The organism is Campylobacter concisus, from assembly GCF_002914005.1.
In the GTDB taxonomy this organism is placed as follows: Bacteria; Campylobacterota; Campylobacteria; order Campylobacterales; family Campylobacteraceae; genus Campylobacter_A; species Campylobacter_A concisus_N.
Window position 1 is genome coordinate 1 of record NZ_POZU01000012.1, and the last position, 25624, is coordinate 25624.

General features: G+C 39.8%; 28 protein-coding genes. 6 read left to right on the forward strand and 22 right to left on the reverse strand.

The window, feature by feature from the left end:
• Positions 1–83 precede the first annotated feature (83 nt).
• The 4 genes from CYP54_RS01630 to CYP54_RS09795 all read right to left on the reverse strand — a co-directional run bounded on the left by CYP54_RS01630 (position 84) and on the right by CYP54_RS09795 (position 3137).
• Entirely contained in the window at positions 84–1361 is a 1278-nt protein-coding gene (locus CYP54_RS01630; RefSeq protein WP_103603945.1) for a major outer membrane protein, read from the reverse strand.
• A 195-nt stretch (positions 1362–1556) separates the two neighbouring features.
• On the reverse strand, positions 1557–2090 hold the full coding sequence (locus CYP54_RS01635; protein ID WP_103603946.1) for a thioesterase: 534 nt from the start codon (positions 2088–2090) through the stop codon (positions 1557–1559).
• A gap of 8 nt (positions 2091–2098) precedes the next feature.
• Entirely contained in the window at positions 2099–2968 is an 870-nt protein-coding gene (gene cmoB / locus CYP54_RS01640) for a tRNA 5-methoxyuridine(34)/uridine 5-oxyacetic acid(34) synthase CmoB (RefSeq protein ID WP_258033598.1), read from the reverse strand.
• 1 nt (position 2969) lies between these two features.
• Positions 2970–3137 carry a hypothetical protein gene (locus CYP54_RS09795; protein ID WP_181001492.1) on the reverse strand — a complete coding sequence of 56 codons (168 nt, stop codon included), beginning with the start codon at positions 3135–3137 and terminating at the stop codon, positions 2970–2972.
• Positions 3138–3230: 93 nt separating this feature from the next.
• On the opposite strand from CYP54_RS09795, the gene CYP54_RS01645 reads away from it, so the two are divergent.
• From CYP54_RS01645 to CYP54_RS01660, 4 genes are read left to right on the forward strand one after another with little or no spacing between them, the layout of a single operon-like run.
• Positions 3231–4310, forward strand: coding sequence for a transglutaminase-like domain-containing protein (locus tag CYP54_RS01645; protein ID WP_103603947.1), 1080 nt, complete (start codon positions 3231–3233; stop codon positions 4308–4310).
• Complete coding sequence (locus CYP54_RS01650) at positions 4307–4630, forward strand: aryl sulfotransferase (RefSeq protein WP_103603948.1); 324 nt, start codon at positions 4307–4309, stop codon at positions 4628–4630. The genes CYP54_RS01645 and CYP54_RS01650 overlap by 4 nt, the downstream gene beginning before the upstream one ends.
• Positions 4623–4880 carry a heavy-metal-associated domain-containing protein gene (locus CYP54_RS01655; RefSeq protein WP_103603949.1) on the forward strand — a complete coding sequence of 86 codons (258 nt, stop codon included), beginning with the start codon at positions 4623–4625 and terminating at the stop codon, positions 4878–4880. The genes CYP54_RS01650 and CYP54_RS01655 overlap by 8 nt, the downstream gene beginning before the upstream one ends.
• Positions 4881–4897: 17 nt before the next feature.
• Positions 4898–6187 carry a M28 family peptidase gene (locus tag CYP54_RS01660; RefSeq protein WP_103603950.1) on the forward strand — a complete coding sequence of 430 codons (1290 nt, stop codon included), beginning with the start codon at positions 4898–4900 and terminating at the stop codon, positions 6185–6187.
• An 82-nt stretch (positions 6188–6269) separates the two neighbouring features.
• Here the strand turns inward: CYP54_RS01660 and CYP54_RS01665 are convergent, their stop codons facing one another.
• Genes CYP54_RS01665 through CYP54_RS01695 form a run of 7 tightly spaced genes read right to left on the reverse strand, consistent with a single transcriptional unit; the run spans position 6270 to position 12774 of the window.
• On the reverse strand, positions 6270–7547 hold the full coding sequence (locus CYP54_RS01665; protein WP_103603951.1) for a dihydroorotase: 1278 nt from the start codon (positions 7545–7547) through the stop codon (positions 6270–6272).
• A 2-nt stretch (positions 7548–7549) separates the two neighbouring features.
• Positions 7550–8479 (reverse strand): aspartate carbamoyltransferase catalytic subunit, encoded by a 930-nt coding sequence (locus CYP54_RS01670; RefSeq protein ID WP_002942659.1) that lies wholly within the window; start codon positions 8477–8479, stop codon positions 7550–7552.
• Positions 8480–8495: 16 nt separating this feature from the next.
• A complete protein-coding gene (locus tag CYP54_RS01675) occupies positions 8496–8906 on the reverse strand; it encodes a tetratricopeptide repeat protein (RefSeq protein ID WP_103603952.1) in 411 nt (136 codons plus the stop codon).
• A gap of 9 nt (positions 8907–8915) precedes the next feature.
• Positions 8916–9143, reverse strand: a complete 228-nt coding sequence (locus CYP54_RS01680; RefSeq protein WP_021089755.1) for a hypothetical protein — start codon at positions 9141–9143, stop codon at positions 8916–8918.
• Positions 9140–10165 (reverse strand): DHH family phosphoesterase, encoded by a 1026-nt coding sequence (locus CYP54_RS01685; protein ID WP_103603953.1) that lies wholly within the window; start codon positions 10163–10165, stop codon positions 9140–9142. The genes CYP54_RS01680 and CYP54_RS01685 overlap by 4 nt, the downstream gene beginning before the upstream one ends.
• Before the next feature lie 9 nt (positions 10166–10174).
• Positions 10175–12367 (reverse strand): flagellar biosynthesis protein FlhA, encoded by a 2193-nt coding sequence (gene flhA / locus CYP54_RS01690; protein WP_103603954.1) that lies wholly within the window; start codon positions 12365–12367, stop codon positions 10175–10177.
• Positions 12368–12369: 2 nt separating this feature from the next.
• Positions 12370–12774 (reverse strand): RrF2 family transcriptional regulator, encoded by a 405-nt coding sequence (locus CYP54_RS01695; protein WP_054196916.1) that lies wholly within the window; start codon positions 12772–12774, stop codon positions 12370–12372.
• 146 nt (positions 12775–12920) lie between these two features.
• On the opposite strand from CYP54_RS01695, the gene rpsO reads away from it, so the two are divergent.
• Both rpsO and CYP54_RS10215 read left to right on the forward strand, forming a co-directional pair.
• Positions 12921–13193, forward strand: coding sequence for a 30S ribosomal protein S15 (gene rpsO / locus CYP54_RS01700; protein ID WP_004317763.1), 273 nt, complete (start codon positions 12921–12923; stop codon positions 13191–13193).
• A 394-nt stretch (positions 13194–13587) separates the two neighbouring features.
• A complete protein-coding gene (locus tag CYP54_RS10215) occupies positions 13588–15867 on the forward strand; it encodes a molybdopterin oxidoreductase family protein (protein WP_345968866.1) in 2280 nt (759 codons plus the stop codon).
• Positions 15868–16013: 146 nt separating this feature from the next.
• On the opposite strand, the gene cmoA is transcribed toward CYP54_RS10215, so the two are convergent.
• The 11 genes from cmoA to CYP54_RS01765 form a co-directional block, all read right to left on the reverse strand.
• On the reverse strand, positions 16014–16718 hold the full coding sequence (cmoA, locus tag CYP54_RS01715; protein ID WP_103603956.1) for a carboxy-S-adenosyl-L-methionine synthase CmoA: 705 nt from the start codon (positions 16716–16718) through the stop codon (positions 16014–16016).
• On the reverse strand, positions 16715–17608 hold the full coding sequence (locus CYP54_RS01720; RefSeq protein WP_103603957.1) for a bifunctional riboflavin kinase/FAD synthetase: 894 nt from the start codon (positions 17606–17608) through the stop codon (positions 16715–16717). The genes cmoA and CYP54_RS01720 overlap by 4 nt, the downstream gene beginning before the upstream one ends.
• Positions 17574–18287 carry a 23S rRNA (cytidine-2'-O)-methyltransferase TlyA gene (gene tlyA / locus CYP54_RS01725; RefSeq protein WP_103603958.1) on the reverse strand — a complete coding sequence of 238 codons (714 nt, stop codon included), beginning with the start codon at positions 18285–18287 and terminating at the stop codon, positions 17574–17576. Before tlyA ends, CYP54_RS01720 begins: the two co-directional genes overlap by 35 nt.
• Positions 18277–20220 carry an NAD-dependent DNA ligase LigA gene (ligA, locus tag CYP54_RS01730; RefSeq protein ID WP_103603959.1) on the reverse strand — a complete coding sequence of 648 codons (1944 nt, stop codon included), beginning with the start codon at positions 20218–20220 and terminating at the stop codon, positions 18277–18279. The genes tlyA and ligA overlap by 11 nt, the downstream gene beginning before the upstream one ends.
• A 41-nt stretch (positions 20221–20261) precedes the next feature.
• Positions 20262–20693, reverse strand: coding sequence for a riboflavin biosynthesis intermediates N-glycosidase (ybiA, locus tag CYP54_RS01735; RefSeq protein WP_258033595.1), 432 nt, complete (start codon positions 20691–20693; stop codon positions 20262–20264).
• Positions 20687–21826 carry a dihydropteroate synthase gene (folP, locus tag CYP54_RS01740; protein WP_103603960.1) on the reverse strand — a complete coding sequence of 380 codons (1140 nt, stop codon included), beginning with the start codon at positions 21824–21826 and terminating at the stop codon, positions 20687–20689. The genes ybiA and folP overlap by 7 nt, the downstream gene beginning before the upstream one ends.
• Positions 21823–22443 (reverse strand): DNA polymerase III subunit delta', encoded by a 621-nt coding sequence (locus tag CYP54_RS01745; protein ID WP_103603961.1) that lies wholly within the window; start codon positions 22441–22443, stop codon positions 21823–21825. Before CYP54_RS01745 ends, folP begins: the two co-directional genes overlap by 4 nt.
• Positions 22444–22986 carry a HobA family DNA replication regulator gene (locus CYP54_RS01750; protein WP_103603962.1) on the reverse strand — a complete coding sequence of 181 codons (543 nt, stop codon included), beginning with the start codon at positions 22984–22986 and terminating at the stop codon, positions 22444–22446.
• Entirely contained in the window at positions 22986–24188 is a 1203-nt protein-coding gene (locus CYP54_RS01755) for an aspartate kinase (protein WP_103603963.1), read from the reverse strand. Before CYP54_RS01755 ends, CYP54_RS01750 begins: the two co-directional genes overlap by 1 nt.
• Positions 24188–24652, reverse strand: coding sequence for an RNA pyrophosphohydrolase (locus CYP54_RS01760; RefSeq protein ID WP_021091471.1), 465 nt, complete (start codon positions 24650–24652; stop codon positions 24188–24190). The genes CYP54_RS01755 and CYP54_RS01760 overlap by 1 nt, the downstream gene beginning before the upstream one ends.
• Before the next feature lie 63 nt (positions 24653–24715).
• The coding region (locus tag CYP54_RS01765) for a PepSY-associated TM helix domain-containing protein (RefSeq protein ID WP_103603964.1) at positions 24716–25624 on the reverse strand (909 nt) is incomplete at its 5' end.

Below are 25624 nucleotides of genomic sequence, written 5' to 3' on the forward strand. Positions count from 1 at the left end.
ATCAAAAAGGGTAGAGAAATTTTATATGGGATCTATTTTAAATTTTGAAAAGATCCGAGCGAAAACTCGCTCGGATAAAGGCTTTAGAAGCTATATTTTGCTTCAAATCTTATACGATTTTGTTTAAAGCTTTCGCTATCTTTTTTATCTTTAGCAGCTGCATACCAAGTTAGGAAATTAAGTTTTTTGCTATATTTGTAGCTAGCTTGTGCATACCACTCATTTCTTTTTGCTCTCTCTTTATTAAGAGCATAGCTTGTGCCTTTACCTTGAGTATAACCAGCACCAAGACCAAATTTATCTATATCATATCCAGCATTAACAAACCAGTAATCGTTGTCACCTTTGATATTATTGTAGTATTGTTTGCTACCACTCATTACACCATTTAATATTTTAGCTGGGTTGATTAGCTGACCATTTGCATCGATTGATGTAAATGCGATTTTACCACTATTTCTAGTATCTCTATCTCTATTTTTAGCGTCAAATTCTAAATAACCAGCATTAAATTTAGCACCAAATAGTTTTGTTCCAGCTTGAACAGCCCAAAAGTCAGCATCAGTTACTTTTTTGTGATCTGAATCACTATAAACATATTGACCTTTTAGGTTTAGGTTTATATCGTCAGTTACATTAAAGCTAAATGCTGCTTCAGCACCATAAAGTGTTGCTATTTCTTGTAGATTTGCGATAGCTACTTTAAATGATACTGGGTCATAGCTACCAACTGCACCTAAATAATAAAGGTTAGCAGGAGCATCATGAAATTTTGTACCATCCGTTACTTCTTTTAGGAAAGGTCCATCTACTTCATCACTATTGTTTTCTATGGCATCATAAGCAGCAGCTGTTAAAGTAAGACCAGATACATCTGTACTTACCGCTTTTAGACCAGTAGCTGCTATATCACCATCATCATAGAAAGTTTTGATAAGTTGTTTACCAGCTGTAATAGTAGTGTTAGATACTTTGTATCCTAGATACATCTCATATACACCAAAAGAATTTGTTGTATTTGTTTTATCTGTACCATCAATTATTCCTCCATTGGCGTCTCTTTTTTCATTGTTGTCACCAGAACCATCTGTAGCAGCATATCTTAGTGTTAAAACGCCAAAGAAGTTATCATCAATTGCAGCTTTAAATGATGTTTGCATTCTAAACGCATGCCCAGCAGTATCATTTGTGCCAGCTTTTGTATCAGCTTTTCTATCACGGTTATCATTTGTATAACGATATCTTGCAAATCCTGAAAGATCTACATTTTTTATAGCTTCTTCAAGTGGAGTTGCACTTGCAACGCTTGAAAATGCACCTAAAGCAACCAAAGTAGCTAAGCTAACTTTTATAATTTTCATCTAAATCTCCTTTTGATAAAAAGTTTTGAAAGGATATTATCATAGAAAATTAATTTTATTGCTTAATTTTTCTTAAAAATTTAAAAAATGTTACCAATTATTTACCAAAATAGGATAATGAGATAAAGATTGTCTTTTTAAAATTTTATTTTATTTGGGATTAAATATAAGAAAATCAAAAATTTTTACTAACTTTTAGCTATTAGCCTTAGCTTCTTCTCGCTCTTTTTTCTGTCTTATAGCAGCTTCTTTTTGGATATTTTTTTGTTGAGCCAAGAAGATATGCTCTTCAAGTGTAACAAGTTGAAATACTCCTTCAAAAATTTTTATATCTTTAACATATCCAAGCACTTTCACTTCTCTTTTTCTGCTCTCTTCAAATCTTGCTTGAGCGTCAAATTCCACCACGTCACCAAGCTTTAGTGGCCCAAAGAAATTTATCCTAGCCCCGATACTAACGCAAAATTCTTCATTAATAGCTAAAAGGGCAGCATGATTTGCGCCCATAAAAATAAATCCACTATGAATAAGCCCCTCAGTATCGCACACCATATCATCCGTAGTAAAAAATCTAGTCTTTGCGTGATTTTTTTCAAGTAAAAATGCCGTTCCACTAAAATTTAGCTTTGTAATTGGAGCAGTTTTGATCTCGTTTCTTAATGGGTTTTCATCTTCTGGTAAGATTATTTGCGATTCATCTTTTGTATCATAGATATTTTCTTCTGCCATTTTTATCCTTAAATTTTAACTCTAACATATGCTCTTTTTGGCGCTGGGTAGCCCTCGATGGTCTTTGTACTATCATTTGGATCTAAGAAATTTCCAAGGCTCTCACCATCTATCCACTGCGTTTTTCGCTGCTCATTTAGATCAGTCGCCTTCGTCTCAAGTAAGGTAAAATCTTTAAATTTAGCTCTCTCACACCAGTTTTGAAGTGCCGAGAGTGTTGGCACAAAGTAGATATTTGGAATTTTTGAATACCTATCTTTTGGGCTTAGCACAAAGTCACCATCCATATCTATATACATAGTATCTAAAAATAGCTCACCGCCAGGATTTAGCGCAGTTTTTAGCTCTTTTAGCATCTTGATAGGATCGCTTCTGTGGTATATCACGCCAAGGCAAAAAATGGTGTCAAATTTCGCTCCAAATTCTGGCAAGTTCTCAACACCAAGAAGCTCATAAGCGATATTTGAGCGGATAAATTTATTTAAAAAAGCAAACTGCAAATATGTATGCACGCTAGGATCAAAGCCAGTTATGCTTTTTGGGGCGTATTCAAGCATCTTAAACATATAATATCCATTGTTACAACCCACATCAGCCACGCTTTTGCCGGCTAAATTTAAATGAGGAGCAAGGATATTAAATTTAATAAAACTTTGCCACTCGCTATCTATATATATATCATCAAGTAAAAATGGCCCTTTTCGCCAAGGCTTTAGACTAAGGGCTAGATCAAAAATTTCATCTTTTTTAGCTTGGTCTAAATTTTTAAATTTCACATTTACACTGTCAGAGAGGCTAAATTCGCAATCAAAATTTGCTAAATTTTCTATCCTATTATAAATTTGCTTTTGCTGCTCGTTAAATTTGCTAAGATCCACGCTATTTCCAGTCGACGATGTTGTGCGGACACTCTTTTTGGTAGGTGCCAGTCGCATCATAATACTCTTTACAGTCATTATAATATTGAGTCGAAACTCCACGCTCATTCATATAAAGACAACCATTGTAAAATAGCGCTATAAAGCCTAAAAATATAATCTTTTTCATGTGGCGGATTTTATCATAAATAAAAATTTTATGCTAGAATAGCAGGCAGTTTTAGAGCCAAGTTTGGCTAAGATTAAGCAAAAAAGGCATTTTATGCAAAGAAGAGATTTTTTTAAATTCAGTAGTTTTTTAGGTGCAGCGAGTCTGCTTCCAAGTGTCACTCTAGCTAGCGATGAGCCAGCAAATCCAGTCGTAAGAAATTTCGATGTAAATTTTAAACACCAGCTGCTTGAAAAGGGCAAAAGCTCAAAAATTTGGTTACCACTCCCACTAAGCACCACTTATCAGCAACTAACCCAAGACTACGTCATAAACACAACCGCTAAAAACGTCTATATCTCAGACACGCTAATACCTACAATGTATGGCGAATTTGAAGAAAACGAGCAAAGACTTATTTTAAATATCCAGTTTAAAATTCAAACAACAGAGCGCAATACCGACTTTAGTAAGGTAAATTTCGATCCAAATGAGAAGGTTGATCCTGCTGTTTTGGAGTTTTTAAAACCAACTTCACACATCCCAACTGACGGCGTCGTAAGAGCAAAAGCGCTAGAAATTATCGGCAATACTAAAGGCGATTTGGAGCGTGCAAAGGCTATTTATACGTGGGTTGCAAACACTATGCAGCGTGACAATAGCATCTTAGGATGCGGCACGGGTGATGTTAGAGCGATACTAGAAAGTGGCAAACTAGTAGGTAAATGCACCGACATAAACTCAGTTTTTGTGGGACTTTGCAGATCAGTTGGCATACCTGCTAGAGAAATTTTTGGCATTAGAGTTGGTCAGTCTAGATTTTCAGACCAAATGGGCAGCGCAAAAGACGGCGTGGCTAAAATTTCAGGCGGACAGCACTGCAGGGCTGAGTTTTACCTAAAAGGCTATGGCTGGATACCAGTCGATCCAGCAGACGTTACAAAGGTAAGACTGGGCGAGAAGCTAACAAATGATGACGCCAAGATCGTAGCTGTGAGAGATTATTGCTTTGGTAACTGGGAGATGTGCTGGATAGGCTTTAACTACGGCCGCGACTTTATCTTAAAGCCAACTCCAGAGCAAACTCCGCTAAATAACTTTGGTTACCCATACGCTGAAGTTGATGGCAACACACAAAACTACTATTCGCCAAAAGAATTTAGCTACGACTACGTATCAACAGAGCTAAAATGAAAGCCTTTTGGCTGATACTCACATCCATAGGTAGTGCCATCGGTGCTACCTTGTGCTGCTTGCCAGCGCTTCTTTTTTTGCTTTTTGGCACATCATTTTCATTTCTTTCTTGGACACAAAATTTATACGAGTACCGCGTCCCTTTAAGCGTCGTGGCTGTCATTTGCTTTGTGATTTCAGGAATTAGTCTATTTTACAAGCCAAAAAGCTGCAACCTAAGCTATAAAAAGAAAAAATGGATACTTATATATATACTTTTTGGAGTGATTTTGCTTTTACTCCTTACATATCCGGAGCTTTTAGGAGAAATTTATGCGTAAAATTTTAGTTCTAGCCCTTTTGGTGGCTGCAAGCTACGCTGAGAAAACGATAGAGATTTTGGTGCCTAGCATGCACTGTCCGCTTTGCACGGCGATAGTAAGAAAGGCCGCACTTAGCGTTGAAGGCGTCAAAAAGGCAGACGTATCGCTAAAGGAGCGAAAAGCTGTCGTTGTAGCAGATGATAAGCTCGATGAAAAAGAGCTTTTAAAGGCGGTCGATGCGACTGGCTATAAGGGCGAGATAAAATAAATTTAAGGGAGGCAAATATGTCAAAGAGTGAAATTTTAAAGAAATTTGAGACACTTGCTGCGATACCGCACTGCAGTTACGAGACTGATAAGATGCGTGATTTTCTAGCTAGCTATGCAAAAGATAAGGGCTGTGAAGTCGTGGTCGATAGTTTTGGAAACATCCACGCCTTTAAAGGCAAACCAAAAATTTGCTTGCAAAGTCACTATGATATGGTCTGCATGGGCGATGCTCCAAAGATCGAGATAGTTTATGGTGATGATGGCTACATGAGAGCTAAAAACTCATCTCTTGGCGCAGATAATGGCATCGGCGTAGCTATCATGATGCAGATGATAAGCGAATTTGACGACATTGAGTGCCTTTTTACAAACAACGAAGAGGTCGGCATGATCGGAGCCACTGGCTTTAATGGCGAGTTAAAAGCCGATAAACTTTTAAATTTAGACAGCGAAGAGGACGATAGAGTCACTATCGGCTGTGCTGGCGGTGTAAATTTATTTGCCACTATCGCGCTAGATAGTAAAAAAACAAAAGAGAGCACGCTTTACGAAGTAAAAGTAAGCGGCCTACCTGGCGGACACTCTGGCAACGAGATACATAAAAATATCCCAAATGCGATCAAGATTTTGGCGGCATTTGTCACTAAAAATGGCTGCAGGCTTGTTAAATTTGAAGGTGGCGAACGAAGCAACTCTATTCCAAGCGGCGCAACTGCTCTTGTGTTAAGCAATAAAGAGCTAAAGAGTGAGTGTGAAAATTTAAGTGTAAAAAAGCTTGGCACGGGTGAAGAAATTTTAGAAAATGGCGAGAAAATTTTAGCTCTTATTAACTCATTTTCTCAAGGCGTAAGAGCCTATAACTGCGAGCTAGGCATACCACAAGATAGTGTCAATCTCTCACTTGCAAAGATCAAAGATGATGGCATGCTTGAAGTGGAGTTTTTTGCTAGATCTATGAGCAAAGACGGATTAAATAGGATGGAATTTGAAATTTCTGAGCTTGCAAAAGCGCTTGGCTTTAGCGTCATTGCAAAAGATAGAAATCCTGCTTGGAAGCCTATAAATGATAAATTTGCAAACGATATCTTAGAAGAGCTAAAAATTTATAAGCCAAATGCAAGGATAACAGCCGTTCACGCTGGACTTGAATGTGGCGTGCTTTTAGAGAAAAAAGCGGGTCTTAGTGCTTGTTCTATTGGACCAAACATCCACTCACCTCACTCAACAAGAGAATGCTGCGAGGTTGAATCTGCACTTTTTATAGAAAAAGTAGTTCGCGGTATCGTTAAAAAATACAACTCATAAAAAATAAAATTTGCTAGAAATTTCTAGCAAATTTTGGATTTTGAAGATTTAGGATTTACTCGCAAGTACGAGCAAATTTATATTATTTTCCAAACTCATAAACTATCTTGCCACTTTTTATCGTGGTAGTTGCTGCGCCTTTTAGCTTTTTGCCAAAAAGCGGAGAATTTACCGATTTTGAGCGGTTTATCTTCTCATCATAAATGTACTCGATCTCAGGGTCTATCACTGCGATGTCAGCTAGCATGCCCTCAGCAAGCCTGCCTTTATCTTTTAAATTTAGCATTTTAGCCGCATTTGTCGATGTTAGCTCCACCATGCGCTCTAAACTTATAACACCCTCATTTACGAGCTTTAAGGTAAGTGGCACAAGAGTTTGAAGGCCGATGATGCCAAATGGCGCCTTGTCAAATTCCACTATCTTTTCGTCTGTGTGGTGTGGAGCATGATCAGTGGCGATAACGTCTATAAGACCGTTTTTTAATGCCTCTCTTACTGCTTTTACATCGCTTATCTCACGAAGTGGCGGCGACATTTTGAAATTTGTATCGTAGGCATTTTTCAAAATTTCATCGTCGCTAAAGCTAAAGTGATGCGGTGTGGCTTCACAAGTGATGTTTATGCCCTCTTTTTTGCCCATTTCGATGATCTTTAGTGAGTACTCCGAGCTTACGTGAGCGATGTGGATGTGCGCTTTAGTGAGCTTTGCAAGTAGCATGTCACGGCTTACTGCGATCTCCTCTTTCTCCCTAGCCATGCCGCGAAGTCCAAGTATGGCCGAGACCTTGCCCTCGTGCATGACGCCCTGCCTGCAAAGCGAGCAGTCCTCTGAGTGGCTTATACAAAAGCTACCAAACATGCTTGAGTACTCAAGTGCCGCTCTCATCACGCTTGAGCTAGTCACTGGTAGGCCGTCATCACTAAATGCAACTGCGCCAGCTTCTATAAGATCGCCCATTTCAACGATCTCATTACCCCCAAGCCCTTTGCTAATGGCTGCGATTGGCAAAAGATCGATCAGCCCGCAGTTTTTAGCCTTTTCTATCATCGCTCTTGTGATTGAAGCGTTGTCATTTACTGGGTTTGTGTTAGCCATGCAAAGGCAGGTGGTCACTCCCCCAGCTACGGCCGCCTGCGAGCCTGAAATGATGTCATCTTTATACTCTTGGCCAGGATCGCGAAAGTGCACATGCATGTCGATAAGTCCTGGCATGACGAGCTTATTTGTAGCGTCTATGACCTTATCGGCCTCAAATTTCTCACTTCCGATTTTGGCTATTTTGCCGTTTTCTATTAGGATATTTGCCTTAAATTTCTCGTCGCTATTTACGATAGTGCCGTTAATTATTGCTATTTTCATCGTTAGCCCCTATTTTTTGCAAGCGTATTTAGTATCGCCATTCTTATAGCAACGCCGTTTTCAACTTGATTTAGTATGACTGAATGCGTGCCATCAGCCACATCTGAGTTTAGCTCCACACCTCTATTTATCGGTCCTGGGTGCAGCACGATCGCATCAGGCTTTGCTAGCTTTATCCTATTTTTATTTAGTCCAAAAAATTTCGAGTACTCTCTCGAGCTTGGAAATGCCACGTCCGCACCGCCACGCTCTAGCTGGATGCGAAGCATGATGATGACATCACTGCCCTCGCAAGCCTCCTCCATGTTTTTGCAAATTTGAGACTCAAAGACCTCAGCGTCTTTTGGCATCATCATCCTTGGTGCAAAGAGCTTTAAATTTATGCCAAATTTCTTCATCGCCCAGATGTCTGACCTTGCCACGCGGCTTCTAGCGATGTCGCCGATGATCGCCACGTTTAAATTTTTATCTAAAATTTTGCCATGCTCTCTTAGCGTGAAAAGATCAAGCAGAGCTTGGCTTGGGTGCTCATTTGTACCGTCCCCTGCATTTACGACGCTAGCCTCTGTTCTATCCGCTGCAAATTTTGCCGCTCCAGAGCTTGGATGACGAAGCACGATGATGTCAGTTCTCATCGCAGCCATGTTATTCATCGTGTCATTTAGGCTCTCGCCCTTTGTCACACTAGAGCTTGATGAGCTGAAATTTATCGTATCAGCCCCAAGTCTCTTTGCTGCTATCTCAAAGGATGTTCTAGTTCTTGTCGAGTTTTCATAAAATGCGTTGATCGTGGTCTTTCCACGAAGATAGTCATTTTTTTTCACTTGGCTTAAATTTAGCTCCTTAAACTCTTTCGCCGCCTCTAAAAAATATAAAATTTCTTCTTTGCTAAGCTCTCTAGTTCCTATCAAATCTTTATGTTTGTAGCCCATTTTAAGCCTCTTAAATTTATTTTGTCACAAAGTCGCAAGCTGGTTGGTAGCCGTTATCACAAGCTTTTTTAAATAAAGCCTTTGCTTTTTCTTCGTTCTTTGCTTCGTTTGCGTCTTTATCTTTTACAAGGCCATAAGCGATCATTTCGCCTAGTTTTTCGCAAGCCATGCCCTCATTTTCGTCACACATTTTTGTAAAAATTTTCTCAGCTTGAACTCTATCTTTTGCTACACCGTCGCCGTTAAATAGCATGATCGCATTCATTGTGCAAGCTTTTTTCTCGCCCTCTCCACAAGCCTTATTAAAATAAAAATAAGCTTCATTGAAATTTTTCTTTGCATAAAGCTCGTTTGCTTTGTCTAAATTTTCATTTGCCATAGCATTTAACGCAAAAACCGCTGCCGCTAAAACTAAAATTTTCTTCATTTTCTTTCCTTATTTAAATAATTTCGAATGATGTTTTTTCATATATTCAACTATCTCTATGACCTCGTCGCTACCGCTAGCGTCAGAATTTTCTAACGCATCATCGATGCACTCAACATAAAGATTTGCCGCCTCTTCAAGTTTGTCTTTTTTTACTCCAGCATAGTAGAACATCGCCTCAAGCACCATACTAAGCTCATAGCTAAGTTCTTCTACGCTCACCTCTTCTTCTTTCATATATCCTCCTGTGTTTTTTTAGTTATTAGATCGATTATCTGTGCTTTGATCGGCTCGTAGCTAAAGCCATCTTTGAAATTTGCAAATAACCCGCCGCTTGCGTTCACGTGTCCGCCGCCGCCAACTAGGTGTTTTGCCATGGCGCTAACGTCTAGCTTGCCATTTGCGCGAAAGCTTAGTGTTTTTTTATTTGTCACATCGATAAAGAAGTCAAATTCAGGATTTGCCACTAAAAAGTCGTTGCCGATAACCGAAACGTTGCCGATATTGTAGGTTAAAATTCCTTTATGATCTTTATAGTTTATGCTAAATCTCTCTTTATTTTCACTAAGTTTTTTTACGACGTAGTTTGAGATTAGATTGCTTAGCGTATCGTCTTTATCCTCTTTGAAAAATGACTTTTTAATGGCATGCACCTGCATGTCCAGGCCTATGTAGTCGTTTTTCTCATTAAAAAATTTGCTTGCTTCTTTTAGGATGTGATCCATATAGAGGTTGTTTTCAGCTTCAAACATCACCTTATTTATCTCTTTAGCGTTTGCCACAAGCCCCAAACAGACCTTGCCCATCTCAAAATTTTTATCATCTTTTAGCCAGATATCCACGGCATTTACGACGTCACTAAAAATTTCAAGCTCTTTGTTTTTGCCAAAAATACCTGCAAAAAAGTCGTAAGTGATCTTTGTAGCGCACCTTGAACTATCCAAAAAATACCATGGATAGGCACTTGCACACTCAGCACCGCTTTGGTGATGATCTAGCAAAAATAGCTTTATATTTTTACCCCTTATCATATCTTCAAAGCTCTCGCACTGAGCTAGAGTTAAATTTAGATCAGTGATCAAAATAATGTTTTTATCGTCATTTGAGGCACCTATCTCAGATAGAATTTGAGCAAATTTATCATCTATCTCTCTGCCGTAGTTTGAGTTTAGAAATTTCACATCTTTGAAGTAAAAATTTGTTATGTATTGCGCGCCGTATCCGTCAAGATCGGTGTGTGAGAGGTGATAAATTTTCATCGTTTTCCTTTATAAATTTTCTATTTCTATGACGCCAACCGTTTCAAATGGCGTATTTGCCGAGATCTCAGCAAAGCTTAGCACCACTATATCGATGGCAAAATTTGCGCAGATATTTGCTATAAATTTGCGCAAGCTTGGCTCCACGCAAAGTACCATTTCGCCATGCTGACTCATCGGACGTTTCTCTTTTTCATGCCTTAGAGCCTGAACGATCGATGAAGTTTGAGCCACATTTATCATCAGGTGATACGCGCCGTCTTTATACTGCACCGCATCCATAAGCTTTTGCTGTGCAGCACTATCTAAAATGTAAAAATTTAGTTGACCTTTCTCATCGACATAAAGCGAGGTGATGACACGTGAGAGCGCTGCACGAACGTGCTCGATGATCATATCTAGGTTTTTACTAACCTCGGCGATGTCGCTAATTGATTCAAGTATGCTAAGCAGATCTTTGATCGGAATATTGTCTTTAAGCAGCGCTTTTAAAACCTTTTGGATCAAATTTATAGGCGCGATCCTTAGCGTATCCTCGACCACAACTGGGTAGTCGATCTTTAGTTTGTCTAATAAATTTTGCGTCTCTTGGCGAGTTAGAAGCTCGGCTGCGTTTTGTTTGATAAGCTCACTCATGTGCGTTGAGATGACGCTTGCAGGATCAACTATCGTGTAGCCGCTAAGTATGGCGTCCTCTTTGACGCTAGCATCGATCCAGAGTGCGTCCAGCCCAAAAGCTGGCTCTTTTGTCGGAATCCCCTCGATATCTTCGCTAACTAGGCCACTATCCATCGCTAGAAATTTATCAGCATAAATTTCACCCTGACCGATCACGATACCTTTTAGCTTAAAGCGGTACTCATTTGGTGGGAGTTGAAGATTGTCGCGGATCCTTATCTTTGGCATCAAAAAGCCAAGACTTGAAGCGATATTTCGCCTCATGGCGCGAATCCTCTCAATGAGATCCACATCAGCTAGCTTTAACAAGCCATATCCAAGGTCAAGCTCTAAAATTTCAAGCTTTAAGATGTCGTTTATCTTAGTCTCTTCTTCTCTTGCGATCTCTTCGTCGCTCTTCTTTGGCACCTTAGTAGTGGCACCACTAGCAGCTGCCCCTGCTCCACCTTGCGTAGCGGCTCCAGCTTTTTTAGAAGCTGTTTTATCTTTTGGTGCAAGGCTTAAATTTAGCCCACCATCTTTGGTCTGCTTGATGATGTAGCCAAGCCCCAAAAATAGTACTGCAATAAAGCCAAGAGAAAGAGTTGGAAGTCCAGGCACAAGGGCAAACATAAATAGTATGAAGCCCACTATCAGTAAGGTTTTATAGTCTCCTAATAGCTGATTTAGCGTACCTTCCGCAAAGTCCTCGTCGTCCTTGCTAGCCCTTGTGATGATGATAGCAGTCGCTGTTGAAGTGATAAGTCCTGGGATCTGGCTCACAAGGCCGTCACCTATGGTTAGGATCGTATAATACTGAGCCGATGTCGCCATATCAAGGCCATGCTGAAACGAGCCAATAGCAAAGCCACCGATGATATTAATGATAGTGATGATGATGCCAGCGACGGCGTCACCTTTTATAAATTTAGACGAACCATCCATCGCGCCATAGAAATTTGCCTCGCCGATGATAGCTTGACGTCTTTCACGCGCCGTTTTTTCGTCAATCAAACCTGCGTTTAGGTCCGCATCTATCGCCATTTGCTTACCTGGCATCGCATCAAGTGTAAAACGTGCTTGCACCTCGCTCACGCGGGTTGAACCTTTGGTTACGACCATAAAATTTATGAGCACCAGGATACAAAAGACGATGGTGCCGATGACAAAGTTGCCGCCAACTACAAAATTTCCAAAACTTGAGATGATCTCGCTGACCGCTTCTGGGCCGTTGTGACCTTCGCTTAAGATCATACGCGTGGTTGCGATGTTTAGCGAGAGGCGAAAAAGCGTAACGATAAGAATTAGTGTCGGAAATGTGCTAAGATCGGTTGGTTTTGGCACATAAATCGAAATTAAGATTATAAGCACAGAAATAGAAATAGAAAGTGCCAGAAAAAAGTCAAGCACCGCGCTCGGAAGCGGTACGATAATGATAGCAAGGATGGCAACAATGATACCAACGATGCTAAGACTTTTAAACTTAACAATTGGCGCAAGAAACGGCGCAACAAGAGTTAAGATATTATTTTTTTGCTTTGCCAAGTCTACTTCTTAACGATGTCACTTAGTTTTATTGCATCAAGCATCTCGTCGATCTTACTTTGAAGGCCGCTAAACATCGACCAAATTTGACAGCTTGAGGCTTTATTTGACGGGCAGCCATCTGCAGAAGATGAGCACTCAAAGACGTTAAGTTCACGTTTTTCAGCGCACTCTATTATCTTTTTTATACTTAGATTTTCAGGTTCGTTATTTAGCGCAAAGCCGCCATTTGCCCCTTTAAACGACTTTAAAATTCCATCTTTTGCAAGATTTTGTAAAATTTTGGCTAAAAAGCTTTTTGAAATTTTAAGTTCATTTGAGATCGTATCAACATCAACTGGAGATGATTTTTGAGATATTAAAATAAGTGAAAGTAGAGCGTATTCGCTTGCCTTTGTAAAAAGCATTTATCTTCCTTAAGTCTTTAAATAGCCCTAATTTTATTAAATTTTTACTGCATTTTTCATTAATTTTTAAAAAGCGTAGTTTTATCTAACTTTATGTTTTAAATGCTATAATCGCTCTTTCAAAATTCACCAATCAGGAGGTCATTATGGCTTTGGATTCGGCTAAAAAAGCTCAAATAGTTGCGAAATTCGCTAGAAAAGAGGGAGATACAGGCTCTCCAGAAGTTCAAATAGCTCTTTTAACAGCTAGAATAACTGAACTTACAGAACACCTTAAAATTTTCAAAAAAGACTTTTCATCACGTTTAGGTCTTTTAAAACTAGTTGGTCAAAGAAAAAGACTTTTAAAATATCTTAAAAATAAAGACTACACTACATATTCAAAACTAATCTCTGAGCTTGGCTTAAGAGATAAATAATCCATCGGAGAGCGATCTGCTCTCCTTATTAAATTTCCTTCATCCATATTTTTATTCAAAAATTTACAGTCTATTTTAAAATTTTTCCATCTTTAGTATTAATTTATCTATTCAAAATATGACTAACCTTTTTTAAATAAAGTAAAATTAGAATTAATTTTTTCATTTTATATAAAAAGCTAAATCTCTATATCTTTATTTCTTTTATAATAACTTTATCAATTTTAAATAAATTTTAAAACACCTAAATAATTGACTTTAATAGAATTAAATTAATTTTAACTTAGATTAAAAATTTATTTTTATAGATAAAGAATTTTTATTAAAGATTAAGAATTTGGCTAGTAATATTACTCATATAGAAATATGCAAATATTGCATAGTAAAGGAGAAAATGATGAAAGAAGGCAAAGTCATCTGTCCTTATTGTGGGACGGGCTGTCAGGTTACCTTGCATGTGGAAAATAATGTCGTTCGTGCCGCAACTGGCGTTGAAGACAATCCAGTTAATCAAGGAAATTTATGCTTAAAAGGCTTTTATGGCTGGGATTACGTTGCAAGTCCAGATAGACTCACAAAACCATTAATTAGAAAGAAAAATGGCGTATTTTCAAAGGATGGTGATTTTGAGGAAGCCAGCTGGGACGAGGCGCTTGATCTTGTCGTAGAAAAAATGAAAGAAACCAAAGCAAAATATGGTCCAGACGCATTAGCTGGAAATTTCTCAGCACGTTGTACACTTGAGGACAACTACGTTGCTCAAAAACTAATGCGCGCAGTAATTGGCACAAATAACGTCGATCACTGCGCTAGAATTTGACACGCTCCGACAGTAGCAGGACTTGCTAAAACAATCGGAAACGGAGCTGCCACAAATAGCTTTACAGAGATTGGCACTTATAGTAACTGTATATTAATGATAGGCTCAAACCCAGAAAATGGTCACCCAATCGCAGCTATGCACATCCAAAGAGCGCTAAACCGCGGTGCAAAACTGATCGTTATCGACCCTATTAAAACCGAGTTTGCAAGTAGAGCCGATATCCACTTGCAGCTAGAGCCTGAGCACAACATCCCAGTTATCAACGCACTTCTTTATACTATCATCGAAGAAGGCCTTGTAAATGAAGAATTTGTAAGAGATCACACAATAGGCATTGAGTATGTCAAAGAAGCTGTAAAAGACTATGCTCCAGAGGTCGTGGCTAAATACACAAGGCTAAATCCAGAGGATATCAGAGCAGCTGCTAGAATGTACGCTACCACAAAGCCAGCTGTCATCACTCACGGTATGGGCGTAACTCACTTTAACCACGGCGTTGGCGGAGTTTGCGATGTGTCAAATTTATTCTTGATCACCGGCAACATCTGTGAGCTTGGCACAGGCGACTTACCACTAAGAGGCCAAGAGAATGTTCAAGGCTGCTGCGATATGGGCGTTTTGCCAAATATCTTCCCAAATCTTGGCTCAGTCACTGATCCAGAGCAAAGAGCTTGGTTTGAAAAAATGTGGCACCTAGAACCTGGATTTTTGAGCTCAAAAATAGGCGTTCACAAAACCGAAGTACCTGATGCGATCCTTGATGGCAAAGTGCATTTCTTCTGGACTATCGGCGAAAATCCGGTCATCTCTGAGCCAAATACAAACCACTTCCTAAAAGGTATCGCTCATGTTGATTTCTACGTCGTGCAAGATCTATTCTTAACCGAGACTTCACTAAAAGCTGACGTCATACTTCCAGGCGTTGCAAGTAGCGAGAAAGAAGGACTTTATACAAACGCAGAGCGCCGCGTACAGCACAACGAAGCAGTCATCACACCTCCAGGAGATGCTAGACAAGACTGGTGGATCGTTTGCGAGATCGCACGTCGTTTAGGAGCAACTGAGGGCTTTAACTTCAACTCACCTGAAGAAATTTGGGAAGAAGTCAGAAAATGCGACCCAAGACGATATGGTGGCATGAGTTATTACCGTATCAAAAAATATCACGGACTTCACTGGCCATGTCCAAACGAAGATGATATGGGCGGTCAGAGCCTCTATCTTGATAAGAAATTTTTCACACCTGATGGTAAAGGTCGTTTTGTGCCATGCCTCTTTGTGGATAAGGCCGATAAGATCGAAAACGCAAAACTTGAGTTTGCTAAGAAGATGAATATGTCGCCTGAGTATCCTATCATGGCTGGCTCAGTCGATGAAAAGACTGACGATGAGTATCCGATACAGCTTTTAACTACAAGAAAAGTCTATCAATACACCGTTGGCACCATGACAAGACGCTCACGAGCGATTGAAGAAGGCGGAGATAGCATCGGACCTATCGCCGAAATGAATCCAGCACTTGCAGCAAGATACGGTTTAAAACAAGGCGACTTCATCAAAGCATGGAGTAGATATGGCTACATCGTCGTAAAAGCTGAAGTAACAGACATCGTGCCTGATGGCATCATCCAGATGACTTTCCACTACTGGGAGAGCTCTTGCAATGAGTTAACAAGCAGCGGCTGGGACTACATCAGTAAGACTCCGACATTTAAAGCAGCTATTCAGATCAAAAAGATCGATGAAGAAGAATTTTTACGAGTTCGCGAACTAAAACGCATAAAATTCCAAACTTCAAAGATCATCTACGACGACTTCCACCATCATGGAAATGCGGCGATAAATGAGTAAATTTAGCGGGTAACTCCCGCTAAATTTTTTATAACCAAATTTCATAATCCAAAAATTTTGACATTGCGAAGCCAAAAAATCTAAATTTTAACTTCACTGTTTGTAGTTAAATTTTATATTAAACACAAAAGCAGATATTTTTAAATTTATTTAAACGCCAAAAAGCTCATGAAATTTCCCCATTTAAATGTGCTCTCAACTCGCTTAAAGCCAGCATTTAGGGCTAAGCTTCTGTTTTCTTCTTCAGTATATGGCACCAGCACATTTTCAAGCGCTTCTCTTTTTTGAGCGATCTCATAGCGTGAGTAGCCTTGCGCCTGCTTGTAGTCCTCGTAAATTTCTATGACGCTTTTTGTGAGCTTTTTATCTTCAAAGATGATCTTTTCACTAAACAAAAAGACTCCATTTTCATTTAGCCCGTTATGAATTTTTTGCACCAGATCTGCCCTTTTTGGCGGCCTGATAAACTGCAAAGTATAGTTTGCCAAAACTGCGTCAAAGCCCTCTAACTCACACTCTAAAATGTCATCTAAGATAAACTCTATATCAGCCCCATAAGCCTTTGCCTTGTTTTTAGCGTTTGCTAGCATCGCCTCAGAGTTATCCACGCCGCTTAGCACAAGGTCGTTTCTAAGGTTGTTTAGCAAAAGCAGGCTATTTGCCGTAGAGCAGCCAAGGTCGCACACTTTTGCTGATTTTGGCAAAATTTTAGCTAGCAACTTTGCGTTTAAATTTGAGCTCACGTCGTAAAATGGCACCGAGCGCGAGATCATATCATCAAAAACGCTCGCCACAAAGTCATCAAATTCAAACTGCTTGCTTATAGGTTCTTTAAAAATTTCATCTCTCATATACCAGCTCCATATCCGTCAAAGTATCTCATCGTCTCTCCAAAAAAGAGATCGCACACGCCCACACATTGCCTAGCCTCGTTTATATCGCGTTTTATCTGTTCTTTTAGCTCGCTAAGATTATTAAATTTCTTATTATCACGCAAACGTTTTATGAAACAAACGGCAACGTGCTTTGTCACTTTTGGCGCGACCTCGTCTAAGATATGTGTCTCTACGCTAAAATTTCCATCCGTGCTAAGTCTGTTGCCTATAAAAGTGACCGAGCCATAGGTGTATGAGCCCATCCTCGTTCTTGTCGCATAGACGCCCTCGCGCGGCAAAAGATAGCTTTTTATATCTAAATTTAGCGTAGCAACCAGCTCTTTTGCGCCGATGCCCTGCCCTTTTATCACGTTGCCCTCGATCGAGTACTCCCTGCCTATCAGCCTGTTTGCCTCATCGATGTTGCCTTGGCGTATCAGCTCTCTGATGGATGAGCTATGCACGCCCATGCCGTCATAACAAACCTCATCAACGACAACCACCTCTCCATCAAAAATTCTTTTCAAATCGTGTTTATCCCATGCTCTATTTCTGCCAAATCTAAAATCAAATCCAACAACGATCTTTTTTAAATTTTTAAAATCATGTTTTAGCAGCGCGATAAATTCCTCACCGCTAAGCCCTTTAATGGTATCAAAATCATACAAAAAGCAAGGGTAGTTTGAGTACTCCGCTCGCTTTAGCTTTGGCGTGATGTTGGCTTTATTCTTATCGATCACGACAAGTCCGCCAAACTCGCCTAGCTGCTTTAAAAGCTGTTTATGCCCTCTATGCACGCCGTCAAAGTGCCCGATCGCAACAGCAGTGATATTATCTTTTGTTAAAAGCGTAGAAAAATTCGGCATTTCCCTCTTTCCCTCTTACTTCGCACTCTTTGCAAACTATCATTTTAAATCCTAAGCTATTAGCCATCACTTCAAATCTCTTCATCGCTAAATTTATAGCTTTTATATCAGTGACAACGCCTTTTTTATTTCGTTTTACGCCAACACCCACTTCAAATTGTGGCTTAAAGAGTGTGATAATGAGCGAATTTGTGCTTGCTAAATCGCCTATGGCTGGCAAAATTTCAGCCAACGAGATAAAGCTAACATCGCAGGTTATTAGATCAAATTTACCTTGTTCTTGCTTAGCAAACTCTCTAATATCAGTCTTTTCATAAATTCTTACTCGCTCGTCGCTTCTTAAACTATCGTCAAGCTGATCAGTGCCCACATCCACACCAGTCACGCTTTTTACGCCGCTTTCAAGCAAAATTTGCATAAATCCGCCAGTTGAGCTGCCAATATCAAGCGCATTTTTGCCAGTTAGATCAAATTTCATCGCCTCCAAAAAGCTCTTTAATTTCAGCGCCCCTCGTCCAACATAAATTTCATCAAGCAGCGAAATTTTAGCCTCGCTAACCTCACTTGAAACCTTGGTGCAAATTTCGCCATTTGTTAGCACCTTGCCAGATTTTATTAGCTCGCTCGCCTTGTTTCTACTGATGTTTAAAACGCTTGCGACGTAGTTATCAAACCTCAAGTTTTAGCCTCTCATATTCGCTCTCATCGATCACTCGCACGCCTAGCTCATTTGCTTTATCAAGCTTGCTGCCAGCCTCCTCGCCAGCTAGAACGAAGTCCGTTTTTTTAGAAACTGAGACAGAAACCTTTGCGCCAAAGCTCTCAAGCTCCGCCTTTATCTCATCTCTTGAGCGACTTAGCGTGCCAGTTATGACGACCGTTTTGCCACTTAGCGCATTTGAGATGCTCTGCGCCTGCGCCACGCTTGGCTGCACGATCTGGCTTAAAGCTAAAATTTCTGCTCTATTTACCTCGGCAAAGTCTATCAAGCTATTTGCCATCTCCACGCCAAAGCCCTCAAGCAAGACAAGCTCTTCAAAGCTAGCATCAAGCCAGCCATGTCCAAAGCTACTTGCAAGCTTTTTAGCCGCTACCTCGCCGATGTGCTCGCAACCAAGGCCAGTGATAAAGCGCGATAGCTCCGCACCTTTGCTAGCTTCGATCGCATTTAAAAGGTTATTTACCTTTTTCTCCTTAAAGCCCTCAAGCGCGATTAGATCATCAAATTTAAGGCCGTAAATGTCTTTTATGCAAGATATAAGCCCCTTATCAAATAGCAAATTTACGATCGCATCGCCAAGGCCGTCTATGTTTAGGCATTTTTTCGATGCGTAGTGAATTATTGAGCCAATAACTCTTGCCCTGCAGCTTAAATTTTGGCACTTTACAAACACCCCCTCATCAAGTAGGTGCGAGCCGCAAACTGGGCAAAATTTAGGCCTTTCTATCGCCTCTTCAGTGCCATCTCGCCTATCTTTAAAAACCTTTGTGATCTTTGGTATGACGTCTCCTGAGCGGATGATGCCGATGTAGTCGTTTTTCATAACACCAAGGCGCTCGATCTCATCAAAGTTATGAAGGGTGGCGGATTTTACATTAGCACCGTCTATATTTACCTCATCAAGCACGCCAACAGGCGTCACCACGCCACTTCTACCGACCTGAAGTGCCACGTCTCTTAGCCTAGTCACCTTCTCAATGGCTGGAAATTTAAACGCCACCATAAATTTTGGAAATTTGACCGTATATCCTAGCTGCTCACAGCGTGCAAGGTCATTTACACGTATCACCATGCCATCCATCATTACGCTTTTTGAGTCACGATTTGCCAAAAGCTCATTATACGCGCCTTCAAGCTCATCTTTTGTTAAAATTTTAAAAAAATCATCCCTCTCAAAGCCAAGATCACGCACAAATTTCATTACCTCGCTATGATCTTTTAGCCCAAGGCTCTGCTCGCCCACGCCCCAAGGTATGAAAAGCAGCTTTCTTTTAGCAGTGACCGCACTATCAAGCTGTCTTAGACTGCCAGCTGCAGCGTTTCTAGGATTTGAAAGCGGCGCCTCACCCTCTTTTGCGCGCTCTGCGTTTAGCAGCTCAAAATCTTCTTTTTTTATAACAACCTCGCCCCTGATTTCAATTAGCCCTTTGTAATCAATGTTCTTTAAAACAGAATTTATCGTCTTTGCATTTTGCGTCACATCCTCGCCAGTAACGCCGTCACCCCTAGTTATTGCCCTAACTAAAACGCCATTTTCGTAGAGTAAATTTAGGCTCGCTCCGTCAAATTTTGGCTCAGCAACAAAGGTAAGATTCTCCTTCTCGCCACGCTTTAGCCATGCATCAAGCTCACCTAGATCAAAGATATCCTCCATACTCCACATGCGTTTGATGTGATTAGCCTTACTAAAGCCCTCTTTTACAGTACCGCCCACGCGTTTTGTAGGTGAAAAGATAGAAATTTCTCTTGGATTTGCCTGCTCGAAGGCTAGAACTGCGTGATATAGTGCGTCGTACTCCTCGTCGCTTGCAAGTGGCTCATCATCGTCGTAATAGGCCTTTGCCCAAGCATTTAGCGTATCTACCGCTTTTTCATACTCTTGTTTTGTCATTTTTGCTCCAAATTTACACCGCATTTTATCTTAAATATACTTTATAAATGATCTAAATTTAGCTCTCTGGCGTCACGTAAATGGACATTTTTATAGACCTTTGCTGTCTCGTCTCTAGCCCTCATCAGCGCAAAGCCAAGCAAATTTTGTCCGTACCACTTCATAGGATTTTTCGCATTTTCATCACTTGCGCTCATGCCTATGCCCCAAATTTTATCAACTGGGCTTGCCTCAACCAAAACTTTACTACCAGTTTGGAGCAGAAAGTCTCGCAAAGGGGCATTTTGGCTAAATTTTAGATAGCTCGCATTTAGCACGACGCTAAATTTGACCTCGTCCCAGACCTTAGCGTCAAAGCCACGCACCTGCCTACCAAGCGCCTTCATCTGCGCTGGATCTTTGGCGGATAAAATTTGCTCCAGTGCCTCTTTATCACCAAAGCACTCAGCCTTTTTAGCCTTGCACTCTACCAAAGCGTGGCTTGCTTCATCGCCTCGTGCATATCAAAAAGCTGCTTGTGCTCGGCCACATCGTGCGTCCTTATGATCTGTGCGCCGTTTTCGAAGGCTTTTAGATGCAGGTAAAGTGAGCCTGGCAGGCGGTCTTTGACTTCGCTTGGGTGGTAGTGATTTATGACTGATTTGCGGCTTGCACCAACAAGTAGCGGGTAGCCAAATTTTAAAAAATGCTCCAAATGCTTGATAAGCAGCAAATTTTGTTCAGCCGTCTTACCAAAGCCAATACCCACATCAAGCACTAGTTTTTTGGCGCCAAGCTCCTTTGCTAGGGCTATCTTTTGCTCAAAAAAGTCTGCTATCTCGCCGATTAAGTCGTTATATTTTGGTGCGACCTGCATAGTCGCAGGATCGCCTTGCATATGCATCATGCAAAACTCAGCGTCATATTGTGCCGCAAGCGTGGCAAGTGAGGCATTTGCCGTGATGTCATTTATCATTTTAAAGCCGTGGTTTAGCGCAAATTCTAAGCAATACTCATCAAAGCTGTCAAGGCTAAATTTCGCCTTTTCGTGTAAATTTAGCTTGTAAATTTCCTCCACGATATCTTTTATGCGCCTAAATTCCTCTTCACGGCCGCAATACTCGCTCCCTGGCCTTGAGCTAACGCCACCAAGGTCGATGTAGTCTGCACCTACTTCTATCATATATTCTATTTTTGAAATACCATTTTGCGTATTTATGCGGCTTTGTTCGTTAAAGCTATCTGTGTTTATATTTACAACGCCCATTATAAGAGGCTTTGTTGGCTTTATAAATTTTGTCTCTAAAAAGGCTGCTAAATTTTTAAGCCCAAAGTCTTGTAGCTTCTCTTTTTTAGCTAACTGTCTAAGCTGTGCATTTGTCGCCATTAGCAATGCTTTATTTAGACTCTGCTTACCCAAAATCGTATCTTTGTGTGTTACCAGCTCAGCACCAACACTTAATGCATCTTGCTTTAATATATTTGCCGCTGGGGTTTTTATCTCATCTATGTAAATAAAATTTATCTCGCTCTTTTCATGCATGAGCTTCGCGCCACCCGGACTTGGCGAGACGGCCTTGCAAATTTCATCAAAGTCGCTTTTATTATTTATCTTATAAAATTTCAACGTCGTCCTTTTTGAAATATAGTAAGCAGTAGCGGCGTTAGCACGGCGTGAGACTTGGCGTTTAGATCGGCAAGCTTGATGAGCGAGAAAAAATAATCCATCTCATCACCATTAAATTTATACCCGCTATCAACCGCCTTTGTCACGATAACGCCAACAAGCTCTTTTAGCTCGTTTTTGCCAAATTTCTGAGCTTGCTCCTCTGCTATCTTTTGATCGATAAAGCCTGTTAGCTCTTTTAGGCTAAGCGATTTTAAATTTAGATCAAGGGTTATTTTTGGCTTTTTGGTTAGATTATTTTCTATGAGCATTCTTGATCTAATCGTTGGTAGAAGTAAATTTTTACTCTGTGTTGCTATTATAAATTTGATATTTCTTGGGGGCTCTTCAATGATCTTTAAAAGTGCATTTTGAGCCTCTGTCCTAAAAGAATTAGCATGTATTACTAAAATTTTTTCATCTTTTTCAGCAATGTAAGCTTCTGAGATGACCTCCTTTGCATTTTCTAGCAAAAAATCATCACTTACATAAAATCTTAAATTATTAATGCCAAACTCATCTTCAAGTTTGGCTTTTAAATTTTCAAAATCGCTTGTAACTACGATTTTATTAAGCATTTAGAGTATCACCTTTGCAAAGAGTGCCGCATCAATGCTTTTATCAAAAATTTTACAAAGGCTTATTAGTTTAACGTCTAAATTTTCGTCACTCGAGCTAAGAGTAAAGCTATTTTGTGCCTGCTCGTCAAATAGCCACATATAACTATCCTCATCGCTTTTGGCTAAATTCGCATATTTATCAAGGCTCTTTCCGATATAAAAAAACAAATATCCGTTTGGGAAAGCAAGACTTAGCATATCTTTTAGAAGCTGTTTTTGCTCATTTGTCTCTATCTCATCAAGTGATGGATAAAGCGATCTTAGACTAAAAAATGGCAAAAATGGTCTGATACTTTTTGAATGGTTCATCTTTTTTAAAAGATAAGTTTCAAACCATCTTCGCTCTTCATCACTTATAGTTATAAAAGCCCTTCCTTCAAGTAAAAATTTAAGCCTAGATGCGAGTAAAGGCGTCCATTCAACACGCCTTTCCTCCATCCAGCTCATCAAAGGACCTTCATCCCTAATAGCCTTTAATGTCCACTGAATAAAATCTTGCATTATTTATCTAGCTTATAAGCATCGTGAAGTACGCGAACCGCTAGCTCACCATATTTTTGATCAACGATCATTGAAATTTTTATCTCACTTGTTGAGATCATTTGGATATTTATGCCCTCTTTTGCAAGCGTTTCAAATGCCAAACATGCTACGCCGCTATGGCTCTTCATGCCGACTCCGATTACTGAAACTTTTACGATCGCGTCATCAAATTCTATATGTTTTGCAGCTGAGAGCTTTTGCATAGTCTCTTTTGCTAGTTCAAGCTCGTTTTGTGGCACTGTAAAGCCTAAATTTGTAGTGCCGTCATGTCCTACGTTTTGGATTATCATATCTACGTTTATATTTTCATGAGCTAAAGCTGTAAAAATTTCTGCTGCGATGCCAGGTTTATCAACTACGCCTCTTAGTGTTACTCTTGCTTGATTTTTATCTAGTGCTATTCCGCTTACTAAAACTGCTTCCATATTGTCATCTTCCTTTGCTATTAATGTACCTTCGTTGTGATTAAAACTACTTCTTGTAATGAGTTTTACATTTAGTTTTTTTGCTAGCTCTACTGAGCGATTTTGTAGTACCTTTGCACCAGCAGAGGCGAGCTCAAGCATCTCATCGTAGCTTATTTGCTCTAGTTTTTTTGCCTTTTTTTCTATCCTTGGATCAGTTGTATAAACTCCATCAACATCGGTAAAAATTTCGCATAGGTCAGCCTTTAGCGCTCCTGCTAATGCAACCGCACTAAGATCGCTTCCACCTCTACCAAGCGTCGTTATATCGCCTTTTTCATCTATGCCCTGAAAACCGGCTACAACCACGATCTTGCCAGCTTTTAGCTCAGTTTTTAGCCTTTGTGTATCTATCTTTTCTATTCTGGCTTTTGTATGTACATCATCGGTAATAATGCCCGCCATCGCACCTGTCATACCCACACAAGCATAGCCTTTTGCATTAAGTGCGATCGTTAAAAGCGCGGTCGTTACTTGCTCTCCAGAGCTTAAAAGCATATCAGTGGCGACGCCATCTGGATGTTTTGAAAAATACTCACTATATTCAACCAATTGATTTGTAACTCCGCTCATCGCAGAAACTACCACAACTACGTCTGCACCGCTATTTTTTGTCTCAATGACTCTATTTGCCACAGCTTCGATGCGTTCAAGTGTTCCTACGCTAGTTCCGCCAAATTTTTGAACGATCAACATCAAAAATATCCTTTCTCTTTAAAATAACTCAAAACCTTTTCATAAATAGGCTTTTTAAAGTGATTTATTCCCTCTAAACTTCTACCAAAATCTACGAATTTATACTCGCTAAACTCTGGATGCTCTGTCTTTAAATTTATGCTGGCACCATTTTTAAGTCTAACCAAAAAATATTTTTGTGTCTGTCCATCAAATGGATAAAATTTCTTTGCCGCGTTTGCTGGAAAGTCGTAGCTTAGCCACTGCGGATACTCATCTAAGATATCGATTTTATCAGTTCCGATCTCTTCTTTAAGCTCCCTTTTTAAAGCCTGCTTTGGACTCTCACCTTCGTCTATTCCGCCTTGAGGAAACTGCCAAATATCATCCATATCCACCCTTTTTGCGACTAAAATTTCACATTTAAATGGATACAAGCTAGACAAAATAACAGCTGCCACATTTGGTCTGTATTTTTTTTGCATGATTTTTCCAAAAATTTTATTTGGGATAATAACTAAAAAGAGTTAAGAGATAGATAAATAAGACTACTTTTTACGCCGTTTGTAGTAAATCACATAACCACTAAAAAGTAGCACGCCAACTCCACAAGAAGCCATAAAAAAGATAAATTTTCCAGCCTCTTTGAATGTATATCCAGCGTGCAGATCAAGCATAAATTTATAAATTTCAAAAGATTTTGGCATGGTATTTTTTAAAATTTCTCCACTTGCCGTATCGACCGCAAGCCTAACGCCGTCACTCTCACTAGCACCTTTTGGTAAGCAAAAGATCATAAATTTTACGCCATCCTTATTGAGAATAAAATTTAAAGCGTCAAACTCATTTCCAAATTTTAAAGTAAAAATTTCATAAGCTTTTTGAAGATTTTCTACCTTTTGCTCATCACTTAGGCTAAAGCCATTTTTGCTAGTAAAATTTGGCTTTTTAAAGACCTTCTCTTCGCCACAAATTTGATTTATAACCTTAGCAAAGCTCTCATAAGAAAAGTATAGACCGCTAACACAGATAATAAGCAAAATAGCCCCCAAATAAAGCCCTAAAAACCCATGCAGTGAATATAAAAATGCGAATTTCTTTGCCTTTAGATTTAGCTTAAAGGCGCTAATCAATTTACTTCTAAATCTCCAAAATTGTATAAACGCTCCAGTTAATAAAATCGCAAGTAGTGCAAGCGTCGAAATCGCCACTATCTCGCTTGCAAATTTAGATAAATTTTCATTTTTAAATAGAGCTAGTCCTAGATTTTTATGTAAATTTAAAGCTAGTCCTATAAATTTTTCCACGCTATTTTCAGAGACTATCTCGCCCGTATAAGGATCTACAAAGAATGACTTAAACTCGCCATTCTCGCTTGTGCCGCTTAACACATAAGCCCTATTTGCCTCGCCTTTTATCTTTATATAGCTAAGGTTAAAATTTGGCCTGATCTTATT